A 13639-nucleotide genomic window follows, 5' to 3' on the forward strand; every position below is an offset into this window, starting at 1 on the left:
GTCCCGTTCCTCACTGCTGTCCCCACGTTCAACTCGATGTCACCAGGCGTTGAGCGTGGGGGCAGAGCCTGACGACCGACCGAGCGTCAGTCCACCAGGAGGCCCCATGTCCGCGCGCGTTGTCCGTCGTTCCCTTGCTGTCGGGCTGCCGCTCGCCCTGCTCTCCACGGTCTGTGTCGCGGCGACCGCGGCCGGTTCGCAGGGCGGCCCCGGATCCGGTGGCCGCCCCGAGCGCACGGCGCGGGTCACCGGCAGTGTCGTGCTCGGCGATGTGCCGCTGGCCGGGTTCAGCAACGGCCTGCTGCCGGGTACGGTCGCCGACGACCGGGACGTGATGCTGGGCGGGATCGGCAGCGACCTCTTCCCGACGGGCCGCAGGGGCGAGTTCTGGACGGTGACGGACCGGGGTCCGAACGGTCAGATCAAGGTCGACGGCCAGAAGCGGCGCACCTTCCCCGTGCCGGGTTTCGACCCCGCGATCGTCAGGATCCGCGCCGAGGGCGAGCGGATCGAGGTGCTGGACTCCCTGCCGCTGACGACGCGTTCCGGCAAGGCTGTGACGGGTCTGCCGAACCAGGCGAGCCGCGACGAGGCCCCGTACACGTTCGACGCGCGGACCCCGCTCGCGTACAACCCGAACGGGCTGGACACCGAGGGCATCGTCCGTGCGGCGGACGGTTCGTTCTGGCTGGTCGACGAGTACGGTCCTTCGCTGGTCCACGTCTCCTCGCGCGGCCGTGTCCTGACTCGTTACGTACCGCAGGGCCTGCGGCTCGAGGGCGCGGACTACCGCGTCGTCGAGGCGCTGCCCGGCGTGTTGCTGCACCGCAAGATCAATCGCGGTTTCGAGGGCTTGGCACTGCTGCCCGGCGGGGACCTGGTGCTCGCGGTGCAGAGCCCTCTCTCCCTTCCGGACGAGGACGCGGGCGAGGCTTCCCACAACGTGCGGTTCCTGCGCTTCTCGACCGAGAAGCAGAAGGTCACGGCGGAGTACGCCTACCGTTTCGACCCGGTCGAGGTCGTCGACCCGGGCGAGGACGACACGTCCGAGCTGAAGATCTCCTCGGTCGTCGCGATCGGCCGCGAGAGCCTGCTGGTGGAGGAGCGCACCGACAAGTCGGCCCGGCTGCACAGGGTGAAACTGCCCGCCGGTTCCGGCATCCTGGGCTCGGTGTGGGACGATCCGGCCACCTCGCCCGCGTACGAGGAGCTCGACGACCCCTCCGCATCCGGGGTGCGGGTGCTGCGCAAGAGCCTGGTCGTCGACCTCGGCACGGTCGAGGGCGTGCCCGGCAAGATCGAGGGGGTGGCGGTCACGGGCCGCGACACCCTTGCACTCATCAACGACAACGACTTCGGGATGACGGACGGCGCGGAGGCCTTCGACGCGAACGGCCGATTGGTGGACAGCGGCATCGAGACCTCGGTGACCCTGCTCAAGCTGACTCGGCCGCTGACGGGTTGATCCCGCACGAGACACCGTCACCGGGCACAGCCGTCGGTCCCGCGACGCCTGCGCCCGGTGCCTTTGTGCGCACGAGCACGTGCCGTTCCTTCGCGGGAAGCCCTCTTCCTTCGCCCGTGTCGCAGCCCTGCGGTGAGACGGCCGGTTACCCTGCCGTACATCGGACGGCCCGTCACGGACTACGGACGTCTCCCGAACAGGAGTGTCGATGCGCCGCAGAAGGATTCTCCAGAGTGCAGCCGTCACAGCCGCCGCGGCCCTCCTGCCGGCATCGGTCCGAGCAGCCGCCGTACCCACCGGCGACACGGACGCCCCGTCGGCTCACTGGGCCCCGGCCTCCCCTTCCAACTACACGGCGTCGAGCCGCCCTTCGGCGTATCCCGTCGACTTCGTCGTCATCCACGTCGCCCAGGAGACCTTCTCCGACACCGTCGGCATCTTCCAGAATCCGGCGAAACAGGTTTCGGCGCACTACGTGGTGCGCTCGGGGGACGGTTACGTGGCCCAGTGCGTACGCGAGAGCAACATCGCCTGGCACGCGGGGAACTGGGACCACAACACCCGCAGCATCGGCATCGAGCACGAGGGCTGGGTGGATCAGCCTGCGTACTTCACGCATTCCATGTACGAGCATTCGGCCAGGCTCACAGCGAACATCTGCGACCGCTACGGACTGACCAAGGACCGTGCACACATCATCGGTCACCACGAGGTCCCGGGCAGCGACCACACCGACCCCGGGGCCGACTGGGACTGGGTCCGCTACATACGGCTCGTCAACCTGCTGTGACCCCACCGGGCACGCCGGCGGGGTCACACCTGCTCAGCCGTGCCTCAGCCGCCCGGGTCCCGGTCCACGTCCGCGCCCCGATTCCGTACCGGGGCGGGAGCACCTGTCGCACTGTCCGGCCGGTCCTCCCCGGAAGCCGCCTCCTCGCCACCCGGCACCATCGCTCCGCCGCGCAGGCGTTCCAGGTCGGAGGCGCGTACCTGAATGACGAACAGGGCGATCAGTGCGGCGACGACGGCCATGACGGCGGCGACGACGAACGCGCTGGAGACACCTGAAGCCAGCACCTCGTTGCCCCAGGGGGCCGGGAGTTCGCCCGTCCTGCGGAACTCCAGCTGCTGGGCCGGGGTCGATTCGGCCAGGAAGCTCGGCACCTGGTCGGTGGCCTCGTTGCGGCTGGCCGTGCCGAAGACCGTGACCAGGATGGACAGCCCCAGCGAACCGCCCACCTGCTGAGTTGCGTTGAGGACCCCGGACGCGGCTCCCGCCTCCCGCGGGGCGACTCCGGAGACGGCCATCAGCGTCAATGACACGAACTGCATCCCCATGCCGAAGCCGAAGACCAGCATCGGGCCCAGGATGCTCCCCAGATAGCTGCTGTGGATGTCGGTGAACGTCAGCCAGCCGAGTCCCAGGGCCGCCAGGATCGCACCCACCACCATGAAGGGCTTCGGCCCCCACTTGGGCAGCAGCTGCGAGGCGATCCCCGCACTGATGGCGATGACCACGCTCACGGGGAGGAAGGCGAGCCCCGCCTGCAGCGGACTGAAGTCCAGGATGTTCTGCACGAAGAGCGTCAGGAAGAAGAACATGCCGAACATCGCCGCCGCCAGGCTCAGCATCATTCCGTAGGTGCCGGCGCGGTTGCGGTCGCGGAACATCTTCAAGGGGGTGATGGGCTGCTTCGACCGGCTCTCGACGACGAGGAACAGGCCCAGGAACACCAGGGCCGCGAGGAACGAACCAATGGTCAGGCTGTCGCTCCAACCGTCCTCCGAGGCACGGATGAAGCCGTAGACGAGGAGCACCATTCCGATGGTGGAAGTGAGCGCACCGAGGACGTCGAAGTGACCGGGATGACGTTCCGACTCCCTGATGTAGCGGGGCGTCGCAAAGGCGATCAGCAGCCCGATGGGCACATTGACGAAGAAGACCCATCGCCAGTCGAGCCACTCCACCAGGATTCCGCCCGCCAGCAGCCCGATCGCGCTGCCGCCCGCGGAGACTGCGGCGAACACACCGAACGCCCTGTTCCGCTCGGGTCCTTCGCGGAACGTCGTGGTGATGAGGGAGAGCGCGGTCGGGGAGGCGATCGCTCCGCCGACGCCCTGCAGCGCACGGGCTGCGAGCAACTGCCAGGAATCCTGGGAGAGTCCACCGAGCAGCGAGGCGAACACGAAGAGGAGGACGCCGAAGATGAAGACTCTCCGGCGTCCGAGAATGTCGCCCAGCCGGCCGCCGAGCAGGAGCAGCCCGCCGAAGGTCAGCGTGTAGGCGTTGATGACCCAGGACAGGCTCTCGGTCGAGAAGCCCAGCGAGGTCTGGATGTGCGGAAGTGCGATGTTGACGATGGTGATGTCGAGAACCACCATCAGCTGGCACGAGGCGATGACGAACAGTGCCATCCCCTTGCCGCGGCCCCGCTGCGGGGATTCGGCAAGTGTCGAGGTCTTCGCCGGTGATTCCGTCATAGCAGTGCTGCGATTCAGGCTGTTCGGGCGATGGGTGAACAGAAACGTTCACCCATCGACCGTAGGCCGAACGGGCGTTCCTCGCCAATCGAACCCACCGGCGCCTCTCGGCTGCCGTCGGACAGGCGGCGCGGACCCCGCCGGGCATGGCGGGATCCGCGCGATGTCCCGCCGGACAGGGGGATCCGGCGGGACAGTCGTGCGTCAGACGAAGTTCACGTCACTGCACAGGAAGTACGTCTGGTCCATGTGCGAGGCCTGCCAGATCGTGTAGACCACGTGCCGGCCGCTGAGGCCGGAGGTGCTCACCGGGATCTCGTAGTTCTGGCTGGGGCCGTAGCTGCCGGTCTCCGCCACCAGCTGAAGGTCGCCCCACGTCAGCGGCTGGGCGGCGGGGTCGAAACCCTGTTCGGTGACGTAGACCTTGAAGTAGTCGGCGCCGTGACTGGCCTGGTCGTACAGCTTCACGCTGAAGTCGCTGCCGATGTCCGTGGTCTTCCAGGCACCCACCGTGTCCAGCGAGTTGTAGCGGCCGCTCTCGGTCCGGCCGCCGCTGCACAGCTGGCCGTCGGGCACCGCTGCCGGGAAGTTGCCGGCGGAGCCGTTGCGGTACAACCCGTTCCAGTTCCACATCGCGTTCGGATCCGCCTGCCACGCCTGCCAGCACATGGGGTCTTGCTGCGCCATGGCGGGGTTCTGGAAGTCGCTGCCCCAGCGCAGCCAGCAACCGTAGTTGCGGGAGGCCGGGTCGATCACGGAGCCGTGGGCGTTCGCCGTCCCGGTCCAGGGGAGCAGGCAGAGCAGCGCGGCGACGAACACGCCGCCCAGGCGAAGCACCCAGGAGCCTAACTTGAAGTGATCATGACAACTCATGCTCGATCTCCATCTTCGGGAGTGGGGGGACACACCGGCGTGGGAGCGCTCCCGCGCCACTTGGGCTGTGCCCGGCCGCGCGCGGTCCAAACACGTCCGGACACTGCCGTGAGTTCACCAGTAGTGCTTGCGGCCGCCGACCGCATGACCCACGGACCCCAGGAGCCAAAGGATGAGCCCGATGACCAGCAGGATGATGCCGATGGTCCACAGGAAACCCAACCCGGCCAGCAGGCCGACGATGAGGAGAATTGCTCCGATAATGATCATTGTTTCCTCCGATGGTGCGGCCCTCACCCCGAAAGGGGAGCACTTTTGAGCATATGCCCGCTGTGACCGCAATGCCCACCATGTACATTCACTCCGATGCGCCAGGCATTCACAAGCGGCGTATACAGGAGAGGGGCTGTTCCTACGTGGTGCGCCGTATGCCCGCGCACCGGGGAGAAGGGCACGATGAAGGCACTCACCTGGCAAGGAAAGCGCGACGTGCGCATCGAGACGATGCCCGATCCGAAGATCGTGGATCCTACGGACATCATCGTGCGCATCACATCCACGGGGATATGCGGGTCCGATCTGCATTTGTACGAGGTCCTCGGCCCCTATCTCGACGCCGGCGACATCCTCGGCCACGAACCGATGGGAATCGTCGAGGAGGTCGGCCCGGAAGTCACCGCGGTTTCGGTCGGCGACCGAGTCGTGGTCCCCTTCAACGTCTCGTGCGGGACGTGCTGGATGTGTGAACAGGGCCTGCACTCGCAGTGCGAGACCACGCAGGTACGGGAGCGCGGCTCCGGGGCATCACTCTTCGGGTTCTCCAAGCTGTACGGGCAGGTACCCGGCGGCCAGGCGGAACTCCTACGCGTCCCCTTCGGCAACACCCTCCCCGTCAAAGTGCCCCACGGCCCGCCGGACGACCGCTTCGTCTACCTGTCGGACGTGCTGCCCACCGCGTGGCAGGCGGTCGCCTACGCCGATGTTCCGCCGGGCGGAAGCCTGACGGTTCTCGGCCTCGGCCCGATCGGTGACATGGCTACGCGAATCGCCCTCCACCAGGGCGTTGAGCTGGTCATCGGTGTGGACCTGGTACCGGAGAGGCTGGCCAGGTCGCGCGCACGTGGCGTCACCGCCCTGGACCTCAGGGAGCACGACAACGTGGCGGACGAGATTCGCCGCCTCACCCACGGACGCGGCACGGACGCCGTCATCGAGGCCGTCGGCATGGAAGCGCACGGAGCCCCCTTCGCCAGGGGGGCCCAACAGATCACGGCCCGCTTGCCCGACGCACTGGGCGCCAAGGTCATGGAGCATGCCGGCCTCGACAGCATGGCCGCCTTCAACACGGCCGCCGACGCCGTGCGCCGCGGCGGGACCGTCTCCGTCGTCGGTGTCTACGGAGGTGCGATCGATCCCGTGCCGATGCTGACCCTGTTCGACAAGCAGGTCCAACTACGCATGGGCCAGGCCAACGTCAGGCACTGGGTGGACGACATCCTCCCGCTGCTCGAGGATTCCGACCCCTTGGGCGTCGACGGTTTCGCCACACACCGGCTGCCCCTGGCGGAGGGACCGCAGGCATACCGCACCTTCCAGGAGAAGAAGGACGGGATGGTCAAGACCCTCCTGACCGTCTGAGCCCCGTCAGCTACGCGGCAGCAGCGTCCCCAGCGGCCCCAGGTCGAGATTGAGGTCCTCGGGCCGTACGCCGTGCAGATCGCACAGTTCGGTCATGCGCTGGTCGAGCAGCATGAGCGTGGTGCCGATCTCGTCGACCTGTCGATCGGTGAGGTCCCCCTGATCGATGCGGCGAATGGCCTGGCGTTCCATCAGCTGCCTCAGCAGTTCCACCACGGTCAGCACGAGAGCGACGAGGTCGTGCCCCAGCTGCTCCGAATCCACGTCCACCCGGGAGGCGGTCACAGCGGACCCCCGTCCGCCCACGGAGAAGGGATCCGCTCGTTGACGGACGACAGCAGGGCGTGGAGCGACAGCCGTACGAGCGGGACGTCCGCGATCGCGATCACCAGGTCTCCACTGACCACCACACCGGTTGCCAGCAACCGGTCCAGCAGGTCGACGAGCGGCACACCGATGGGGCCGGTCAGCGGCTCGGGATTGTTCCAGGGCACGACGTCGTGCGCCATCCGCTACACCTCGCCGACGAATGAGTAGGGAACCCAGGGCCCCGACAACTCGATCTGCGCGCCGGTACTGTCCTGGAGCGTCCTGGTCAGTGTCTCCAGCTCGCCCGACCGGCGTTCCGCTACGAGATACGTGGCATTGAGCACCTGGACCCGTTGGGCGCCGGCCAGTTCGGGGCTGTGCGGCCGCAGCCTGCGGGCGGCCGACGCCACCTTCTGGAATTCGGCGTCCACCGTTTCCGCCATGCGGAGAGCCTCTTCCTGTCGCTGTTCGCGCCGGGCCTGCATCCCGCGTTTGCGGTCCAGATAGGCAAGGCCCGCTCCCGGGGCCGGACGGGCCCGGTCGGCGGGCACGACCGCACGGTGCGGAGTGGTGCTCACGTCCTCCGCGGGGCGTTCGGTGTTCTGCGCGGGGCGTTCTGCCGCGTAGACCTTGACCCCCCATTCGGAATGGTCCGCGGTCCGGGCGAGCGCGGCACGGAATCGCCCGGTCTCGCCGGTGAGCGCCAGCCGGGCCCGCTCCTCGTCGTGGTAGAGGGTGGCCAGCGGCAACGGAACGGTCGGGCAGGCCGCTGCGGCGGCCGTCACGATGTGGTGATGCGCCCGTGCGTAGCGTTCGAGCTCGACCGTGTCGGACAGGCGCGCCTGCCAGGCTTCGTCGGAGAATTCGGCAGCGCGAACCGTCTGGACGACGGCCGTCAGCTCTCCGAACGGCATGGTGCGTACCGGTGCGTCCGCAGCGACGCCCGGCAGTTCCTCGACCGCGGCCTGGACCGGGGCCCCGCAAACAGCGAATACGTAGATGGCGTTGCCGTCCGAAGAATCGGCTCCCGACTCCGTCATGTGCCTCGGTTCTCCTTGCTCACGTGCTCATCGCCTGGCCGCTGCGTCGTGGCCCGCCGGCAGTTCGTCCGCCTTGGACTCAAGTGCCTCAAGGCGTTCGCGGAGTTCGCGGTTCTCGTCCTGGAGCGCGTTACGGGCGGCGTGCGAGCTCAGCGCCGGATCCGTCTCCCACCAGTCGATACCGGCCTTCTTCGCGGTGTCCACGGACGCCACGAACAGACGGAGCCGGATGGTGAGCAGCTCGATATCGAGCAGGTCGATCTTGATGTCGCCGGCGATGACGATGCCCTTGTCGAGAACGCGTTCGAGGATGTCGGCGAGGTTGGTCGTCTGAGGGCCGGGTACCTGGTAACCGCCCTGCACGAGATCCGCGTCAGTCACGGCTGCGCCTCCGGCCCCGGTGCTTCTTGGGCGCGGGTGCCTCCTCCTCAGGCTCCTCGTCTTCTTCTTCCTCTTCTTCTTCCTCTTCTTCCTCTTCCTCCTCGGGCTCCTCGTCCTCCTCCTCGGGCTCCTCGTCCTCCTCTTCCTCCTCGTCCTCCCCCTCACCGTCTCCCTCGTCGTCGTACTCCTCTTCCTCGGGCTCGCCCTCTTCTTCGTCCTCCTCTTCTTCCTCGGCCTCCTCCTCGGGCTCTTCCTCCTCGGATTCGGCTTCCTCTCGTTCCACGGCGTCATCGTGGCTCTCCACGACTTCGCCGTCGCGGATCTCACCGCGCCAGCCCTCGGGCTCTTCCTCGGTGAGCGTGACGTACCGCTGGAAGTGCTTGAAGTCCAGCCTCATACGGCGCCCCTGGGCACGCCACACGTTGCCTGTCTTCTCGAAGAACCCCGAGGGGTAGTACTCCACGACCAGGACGATCCGCGTCAGCTTCGGAGCGATTTCGTGGAAGCTCACAGCGCCTCGGGTCGTGCCTTTCGCGCCCTCGGAGGTCCAGACGATCCGCTCGTCGGGCACCTGTTCCTGGACGGTCGCCTTGAAGCTGCGGGAGGACGGACCGATCTTGACCTTCCAGTCGCTGGTCATCTCGTCACTCGTGGAGACGTCGCGCACACCCTTGGCGAAGCTGCTGAACTTGTCGTACTGGGTCCAGTAGTCATATGCGTCCCGCAGCGACACACCCACATCGAGGACCTCGATGATGCTTGTGATCTTGCTGCCGCTGGACTTGCGCTTGCCCTTTCCTCCGCCGAAGGCTTGCTTGGCCTTGTCCACGACGTTGTCCTTGACGCCTTTGGCCTTTTCCGATACGAACGCCTTCACCGGTGATTCGCCCTGCAGGACACGGGAGCCGATCGCGGGGAGCGAACCTCCGTTCTCCGCAACGTCCGTGAGCTTCCCCGTGACGTCACTCAGTTTTCCGCCGGCCTTCTCCGCAAGTTTCTCCACCTGCGCGCTGAGAAAGCTCGACGCCTCTCCGCGAAGCCGGTCCATGCCCGACTCCGCAGCCTCCGGTTCGTCTTTGTCCGTCTTGGCCATGACTGGCTACCTCCGCCGTTCGGTGCGCTTGGACGCGGCTCGCTTTGATGACGTGGCCTTCTTGGCCGGGGCTTTCTTGGCCGAGGACTTCTTGGCAGGGGCGGACTTCTTGGCCGAGGACTTCTTGGCCGAGGCCTTCTTGGCGGGAGTCGTCTTCTTCGCGGCGGCCTTCTTCGCCGGTGCCGTCTTCTTGGCGGCGGCCTTCTTCGCCGGTGCCGTCTTCTTCGCGGCGGCCTTCTTCGAGGGGGTCCGCTTGGCGGGAGCCTTCTTTTCCGGAGCCTTCTTCGCTGCCGCCTTCTTGGCGGGAGCCTGCTTCGAGGGCTGCCGAGAACCGCGGGACCTGCTCGGCTTCGGCTCCTCTTCCTCTTCTTCTCCCTCGTCCTCTTCTTCGCCGTCCTCGTCCTCGGCCGGCTCCTCCTCGAACTCTTCCTCTTCCTCCTCGTCCTCGTACTCCCCCTCGGGCTCCTCCTCTTCCTCCTCCTCGTCCTCGGGCTCTTCCTCTTCGTCCTCGTACTCCGCCTCGGGCTCTTCCTCTTCGTACTCGCCCTCGTACTCGCCGTCCTCGGCCGGCTCCCCTTCGTACTCTTCCTCTTCCTCTTCCTCATCCCGGTCCGTGAGCCGGGACGTACGGTCACTGAGCGCATCAGCGAGCGAGTTCATGCCGCGGTCCGCCGCGGCAGTCAAGGCCTTTCGGCCCGACTCGAGGACCTCGCCCTTCAACTGCTCCTGCAATTCGGCAAATTGGGGCATCTCCCCCAACCTGCGGATCCCTTCGGCGGCAAGCTGGCGTGGTTCCAGACCGAACCGCCTGCCCGCCAGATAGGTTGCGATGGTGATCGCCATACGGCCCTTCTTCGTACGGCCGAGCACATATCCGCCGACCACTGCGGCCGCCAGAGTCACCTTGGTCTGGTCTTCCATGAGTCAGTCACCTTCGATCGTTCTGCACGGAGCGGGCCCGAGCGACGTGCAGCCGTTCGAGCAGTTCTTCCTCTTCCCGTTCGAATTCCTCCAGACTGACGTTGCCGTCCTCCAGCTCCTGGTTCAGCGCCGCCAGTTGGGCCCGGAGCACTCCGGGGTCGTGCATCTCGCGGTCGGCTTGTTCGTTCACCTTCTCGGCGACCCAGATGACTCCGCGGACCGGTGCGAGAGGGAGCAGGAGAATCCCGCTGATCAGTCCCATCTCATCTCCCCGCCGCCGGTGTCCGGGCCGGCCGGGAAGAAACGAAGCTGTAGCAGGGCAGTGGTCCTGCAATCCGTAGTTCGACGAGCTCGCGGTGGGTGTTCGCGAACGTCTGTGCCTCTGCCCGGAAACGGTCGCTGTCGCTCCGGTCGATGAGGAACGACACGTTCAACGCGCATCCTTGGACCTCCGGCCCAGCTGCCACCGCACGGGCCATGGGCGTCAGCGTGCGCACGATCTTCTTGCCGGCGTCCGCCGCCCTGCGCGAGAGGGCGGTGGCAATGGCCTCCCCCAGCCGGACACTTGCCTCGTAGCCGGGGCGTCGGCGCACTTCCTCCCGGAGCCGCCGTACCTGGTTCTCCTCGGCCACGACCGCAGCGAGTGCGTCCTGGGCCGGAAGAGCCTTGAGGTTGATCTCGACACCGTCGGTGAGGTGCCGCAGGGAGGCGAGATGGGCTTCGCGTGAAGCGCTCAGCTCTCTGCGCACCGTGTTCTCGTCCGCCGCGACCATTCCGAAGCGCATGGGGAGCACGGGGCCGATGTCCGCGAGGCCCATCAGCAGGTCCTGGTGGGCCATGAGGTCCCGCCGTCGCGCGCGGAGCTGCGGCGGAGCATCGCTCACCACAGCGGTGACCGGTCCTTCGCCGATCAGCCGCAGCGCGGCCGGCGGGTTACCCACACCGGCGGCCTTCCGCGGCAGCGATCCGCCCGTCGGGACGATTGCGTAGACGTAGACGCCGGTCGTCGTCGTTGTCACGCTCATGCCTCCGCGCGTCGTCGTTGGCTCCCGCTACGTGCGGGCGCCCGGCGCTTCCTGGGCCGCTCGTGCTGCTCTTCCTCGTCCTCCGAGTCGTCGTCGTCATCACCACCGCCCACCGCCTTGCGGACGCTGTCTCCGACGGACTCCGCGGCCTTGCGCACCTTGCGCTTGCCGACGGACTTGGCCGCGCCCATGCCGAACAGCTCCGGGACGGTCCTGCTGCCCGAGTCGCGCTCCAGGTCGAGGCGGTTGCACGCCTCGGCGAAGCGCAGATACGTGTCCACGCTCGCGATCACGATGCGTGCGTCTATCTTGAGGATCTCGATGCCGACCAGCGAGACCCGGACGAACACATCGATGACCATCCCCCGGTCGAGGATGAGTTCCAGAACGTCGTAGAGGGTTCCGGCACGCGGCGGGCACGGCGCTACTTCGTCGGCGTACATGGTGGTCATGGAGTTTCCTTCCGGCTGATGGGGCAACACGGGTCACTCGTCGGCGGCGCCCCGTCGGTACCGGCGGACCCTGCTGTACTCCAGGAGCTCGCCGTCCTCGTCCAACTGCACCTCGTAGGAGGCGAGCAGGCTCGTCGTGTCGGGGATGCGCTCGACCTCCAGCACATCCACCACGACGCACCATCCGTCCTCGCTCCGCCGCACCGCGGACACCCCCTCCGAGGGATGGCCGATGAGCCTTTCGAGGCTCTGACAGGCGACACGGGCGGCATGCTCGGGGCCTCGCCGGGACGAGGAGCGCGAGGCTGTCGCCTTCTTCGCGTGCCCGGTACGGGTGCGCTGTTTCTCTGCCATGGGATCCAGTCTCACGACAACAGGGCTCCGCGCATCTCGGGCGGCGGGCAGGACGGGAGTGCGGCCCACACGGCCCTCACCCCTTCGGCCCGTCGGCAGAACGAAGTCGGCGGGAAGGGGTGCACAGTCGTAGTCATGCATGAGACACCTGAGGAGAGCGGGCCCCGTACCGAGCACGAACGCCCGCCGGGGATCGGCGACACCACCGTGGAGGCGCTGGGGTCTTTGACCGAGGCGCTGGAGACGGTGGAGCGGGCCCGGGGCCACCTCTACGGGTTCCATCAACTGACGGGCGGCGCCGACCTGACCCTGGACCGCGCGGTGGAGCTGCTGCGCCGGGCGGGCCACACGGAGCAGGCCGACCTGGTGGAGCGCGAGATCCTGGGCCGCAACGTCATCCCGGGCTGCTGGACCTACCAGGTCGTCGAGGCGTACAACACGACCTACTACCAGCCGTTCGTGGAGGTCGAGGCCCGGGTGCGGCAGGAACTCGCGGCGGGGCGGCAGCATCTGTACGAGGCGGAGATGAAGGAAGCCCGCCGTACCCGCGGGCACCCCGACCACACCGCCGGGCTCTGACCGTGGAGGCCTCCACGGCCCTGCGCCGGATCGCGTTCCTGCTGGAGCGGTCCCAGGCGGCCACGTACCGGGTGAAGGCCTTCCGCACGGCTGCCGACGCGGTCGCGGCCATGGGCGCGGGCGAGCTCGCGAACCGGGTGGCGCAGGGCTCCCTCGAGTCGGTGCGGGGAATCGGCCCCCGGACGGCGGAAGTGATCCGGGAGTCGCTGGCCGGTGCGACACCCCGGTACCTGGAACGGCTGGAGGAAGAAGCTTCGGAGCCGCTCGCCCAGGGAGGTGAAGCGTTGCTGGCGGAGCTGCGCGGCGACTGCCATACGCACTCCGACTGGTCCGACGGTGGGAGTCCGATCGCGGAGATGGGCAGGACGGCTGCGGAACTGGGTCACGAGTGGACCGTGCTCACCGACCACTCCCCCCGACTGACCGTGGCCAACGGGCTTTCCCCGGAACGGCTTCGCCGGCAACTGGACGTGGTGGCGGAGCTGAACGAGCAGTGGGCACCCTTCCGTCTGCTCACCGGAATCGAGTGCGACATCCTGCTGGACGGCTCCCTCGACCAGGAACCAGAGCTCCTGGAGCGCCTCGACGTGGTCGTCGTCTCGGTTCATTCGAAGCTGCGCATGGACGCGGCGGCGATGACGAAGCGGCTCCTCGCGGCCGTACGCAATCCTCACGCGGACGTGCTCGGGCACTGCACGGGGCGTCTCCTGGGCAAACGGACCCGCCCTGAGTCGGAGTTCGACGCGGACGAGGTCTTCGCGGCGTGCGCGGAAGCAGGGACCGCGGTCGAGATCAACTGCCGGCCCGAACGACTCGATCCCCCACGCCCGCTGCTCAGGCGCGCGGTCGCTGCGGGGGTTCTCTTCTCCATCGACACGGACGCGCACGCACCGGGTCAGCTGGACTGGCGGATCCACGGATGTGCGCGGGCGGAGGAGTGCGGGGTCCCGGCCGACCGTGTCATCACCTCATGGACGGCTGACCGGCTGTTGGAGTGGACCCGAGGGAAGGCGGCCGGCTGACCGTCC

Annotated in this window: 18 protein-coding genes; 5 read left to right on the plus strand and 13 right to left on the minus strand. The window is 67.7% G+C overall.

Going from position 1 to position 13639, the window contains the following annotated elements; genetic code table 11:
* The first annotated feature begins 106 nt into the window (after positions 1-106).
* Together OG844_RS11700 and OG844_RS11705 are read left to right on the plus strand one after the other, a co-directional pair.
* Complete coding sequence (locus tag OG844_RS11700) at positions 107-1465, plus strand: esterase-like activity of phytase family protein (protein WP_406389822.1); 1359 nt, start codon at positions 107-109, stop codon at positions 1463-1465.
* A 208-nt stretch (positions 1466-1673) separates the two neighbouring features.
* Positions 1674-2255, plus strand: a complete 582-nt coding sequence (locus OG844_RS11705) for an N-acetylmuramoyl-L-alanine amidase (RefSeq protein ID WP_406389823.1) — start codon at positions 1674-1676, stop codon at positions 2253-2255.
* Between the two features lie 44 nt (positions 2256-2299).
* On the opposite strand, the gene OG844_RS11710 is transcribed toward OG844_RS11705, so the two are convergent.
* From OG844_RS11710 to OG844_RS11720, 3 genes are all read right to left on the minus strand, one after another.
* The gene (locus OG844_RS11710; protein ID WP_406389824.1) at positions 2300-3946 is read right to left on the minus strand and encodes an MFS transporter; all 1647 of its coding nucleotides are present in this window, start codon (positions 3944-3946) and stop codon (positions 2300-2302) included.
* A gap of 204 nt (positions 3947-4150) precedes the next feature.
* Entirely contained in the window at positions 4151-4819 is a 669-nt protein-coding gene (locus tag OG844_RS11715) for a lytic polysaccharide monooxygenase (RefSeq protein ID WP_406389825.1), read from the minus strand.
* Between the two features lie 114 nt (positions 4820-4933).
* Positions 4934-5089 carry a DUF6131 family protein gene (locus tag OG844_RS11720; protein ID WP_406389826.1) on the minus strand — a complete coding sequence of 52 codons (156 nt, stop codon included), beginning with the start codon at positions 5087-5089 and terminating at the stop codon, positions 4934-4936.
* A 186-nt stretch (positions 5090-5275) separates the two neighbouring features.
* Here OG844_RS11720 and OG844_RS11725 point away from each other — a divergent pair, with 186 nt between their 5' ends.
* On the plus strand, positions 5276-6457 hold the full coding sequence (locus OG844_RS11725; protein ID WP_406389827.1) for an alcohol dehydrogenase catalytic domain-containing protein: 1182 nt from the start codon (positions 5276-5278) through the stop codon (positions 6455-6457).
* Between the two features lie 6 nt (positions 6458-6463).
* Here the strand turns inward: OG844_RS11725 and OG844_RS11730 are convergent, their stop codons facing one another.
* Genes OG844_RS11730 through OG844_RS11775 form a run of 10 tightly spaced genes read right to left on the minus strand, consistent with a single transcriptional unit; the run spans position 6464 to position 12032 of the window.
* Positions 6464-6742 (minus strand): gas vesicle protein K, encoded by a 279-nt coding sequence (locus tag OG844_RS11730; RefSeq protein WP_406389828.1) that lies wholly within the window; start codon positions 6740-6742, stop codon positions 6464-6466.
* Positions 6739-6966 (minus strand): gas vesicle protein, encoded by a 228-nt coding sequence (locus OG844_RS11735; protein ID WP_356417324.1) that lies wholly within the window; start codon positions 6964-6966, stop codon positions 6739-6741. The genes OG844_RS11730 and OG844_RS11735 overlap by 4 nt, the downstream gene beginning before the upstream one ends.
* Before the next feature lie 3 nt (positions 6967-6969).
* Complete coding sequence (locus OG844_RS11740) at positions 6970-7806, minus strand: GvpL/GvpF family gas vesicle protein (protein WP_406389829.1); 837 nt, start codon at positions 7804-7806, stop codon at positions 6970-6972.
* A 27-nt stretch (positions 7807-7833) separates the two neighbouring features.
* A complete protein-coding gene (locus tag OG844_RS11745; RefSeq protein ID WP_406389830.1) occupies positions 7834-8187 on the minus strand; it encodes a gas vesicle protein in 354 nt (117 codons plus the stop codon).
* Entirely contained in the window at positions 8180-9280 is a 1101-nt protein-coding gene (locus tag OG844_RS11750) for an SRPBCC family protein (protein WP_406389831.1), read from the minus strand. Before OG844_RS11750 ends, OG844_RS11745 begins: the two co-directional genes overlap by 8 nt.
* A gap of 6 nt (positions 9281-9286) precedes the next feature.
* Complete coding sequence (locus OG844_RS11755; protein WP_406389832.1) at positions 9287-10201, minus strand: histone protein; 915 nt, start codon at positions 10199-10201, stop codon at positions 9287-9289.
* A gap of 7 nt (positions 10202-10208) precedes the next feature.
* Positions 10209-10463, minus strand: a complete 255-nt coding sequence (locus OG844_RS11760) for a gas vesicle protein GvpG (protein WP_384614304.1) — start codon at positions 10461-10463, stop codon at positions 10209-10211.
* 1 nt (position 10464) lies between these two features.
* Positions 10465-11226, minus strand: a complete 762-nt coding sequence (locus OG844_RS11765) for a GvpL/GvpF family gas vesicle protein (RefSeq protein ID WP_406389833.1) — start codon at positions 11224-11226, stop codon at positions 10465-10467.
* Positions 11223-11678 carry a gas vesicle protein GvpJ gene (gene gvpJ / locus OG844_RS11770; protein WP_406389834.1) on the minus strand — a complete coding sequence of 152 codons (456 nt, stop codon included), beginning with the start codon at positions 11676-11678 and terminating at the stop codon, positions 11223-11225. Before gvpJ ends, OG844_RS11765 begins: the two co-directional genes overlap by 4 nt.
* 33 nt (positions 11679-11711) lie before the next feature.
* Positions 11712-12032, minus strand: a complete 321-nt coding sequence (locus tag OG844_RS11775; RefSeq protein ID WP_406389835.1) for a gas vesicle protein — start codon at positions 12030-12032, stop codon at positions 11712-11714.
* 135 nt (positions 12033-12167) lie between these two features.
* On the opposite strand from OG844_RS11775, the gene OG844_RS11780 reads away from it, so the two are divergent.
* A complete protein-coding gene (locus OG844_RS11780) occupies positions 12168-12611 on the plus strand; it encodes a hypothetical protein (protein WP_406389836.1) in 444 nt (147 codons plus the stop codon).
* 2 nt (positions 12612-12613) lie between these two features.
* Positions 12614-13633, plus strand: coding sequence for a PHP domain-containing protein (locus tag OG844_RS11785; RefSeq protein ID WP_406389837.1), 1020 nt, complete (start codon positions 12614-12616; stop codon positions 13631-13633).
* Positions 13634-13639: the final 6 nt, after the last annotated feature.

The organism is Streptomyces sp. NBC_00887 (genome assembly GCF_045207585.1).

Bases quoted from the DNA above. Each gene is read 5' to 3' on its own strand.
- OG844_RS11700 (WP_406389822.1), top strand. From the start codon at position 107: ATGTCCGCGCGCGTTGTCCGTCGTTCCCTTGCTGTCGGGCTGCCGCTC.
- OG844_RS11705 (WP_406389823.1), top strand. From the start codon at position 1,674: ATGCGCCGCAGAAGGATTCTCCAGAGTGCAGCCGTCACAGCCGCCGCG.
- OG844_RS11710 (WP_406389824.1), bottom strand. From the start codon at position 3,946: ATGACGGAATCACCGGCGAAGACCTCGACACTTGCCGAATCCCCGCAG.
- OG844_RS11715 (WP_406389825.1), bottom strand. From the start codon at position 4,819: ATGAGTTGTCATGATCACTTCAAGTTAGGCTCCTGGGTGCTTCGCCTG.
- OG844_RS11720 (WP_406389826.1), bottom strand. From the start codon at position 5,089: ATGATCATTATCGGAGCAATTCTCCTCATCGTCGGCCTGCTGGCCGGG.
- OG844_RS11725 (WP_406389827.1), top strand. From the start codon at position 5,276: ATGAAGGCACTCACCTGGCAAGGAAAGCGCGACGTGCGCATCGAGACG.
- OG844_RS11735 (WP_356417324.1), bottom strand. From the start codon at position 6,966: ATGGCGCACGACGTCGTGCCCTGGAACAATCCCGAGCCGCTGACCGGC.
- OG844_RS11740 (WP_406389829.1), bottom strand. From the start codon at position 7,806: ATGACGGAGTCGGGAGCCGATTCTTCGGACGGCAACGCCATCTACGTA.
- OG844_RS11750 (WP_406389831.1), bottom strand. From the start codon at position 9,280: ATGGCCAAGACGGACAAAGACGAACCGGAGGCTGCGGAGTCGGGCATG.
- OG844_RS11755 (WP_406389832.1), bottom strand. From the start codon at position 10,201: ATGGAAGACCAGACCAAGGTGACTCTGGCGGCCGCAGTGGTCGGCGGA.
- OG844_RS11760 (WP_384614304.1), bottom strand. From the start codon at position 10,463: ATGGGACTGATCAGCGGGATTCTCCTGCTCCCTCTCGCACCGGTCCGC.
- OG844_RS11765 (WP_406389833.1), bottom strand. From the start codon at position 11,226: ATGAGCGTGACAACGACGACGACCGGCGTCTACGTCTACGCAATCGTC.
- gvpJ (WP_406389834.1), bottom strand. From the start codon at position 11,678: ATGACCACCATGTACGCCGACGAAGTAGCGCCGTGCCCGCCGCGTGCC.
- OG844_RS11775 (WP_406389835.1), bottom strand. From the start codon at position 12,032: ATGGCAGAGAAACAGCGCACCCGTACCGGGCACGCGAAGAAGGCGACA.
- OG844_RS11780 (WP_406389836.1), top strand. From the start codon at position 12,168: ATGCATGAGACACCTGAGGAGAGCGGGCCCCGTACCGAGCACGAACGC.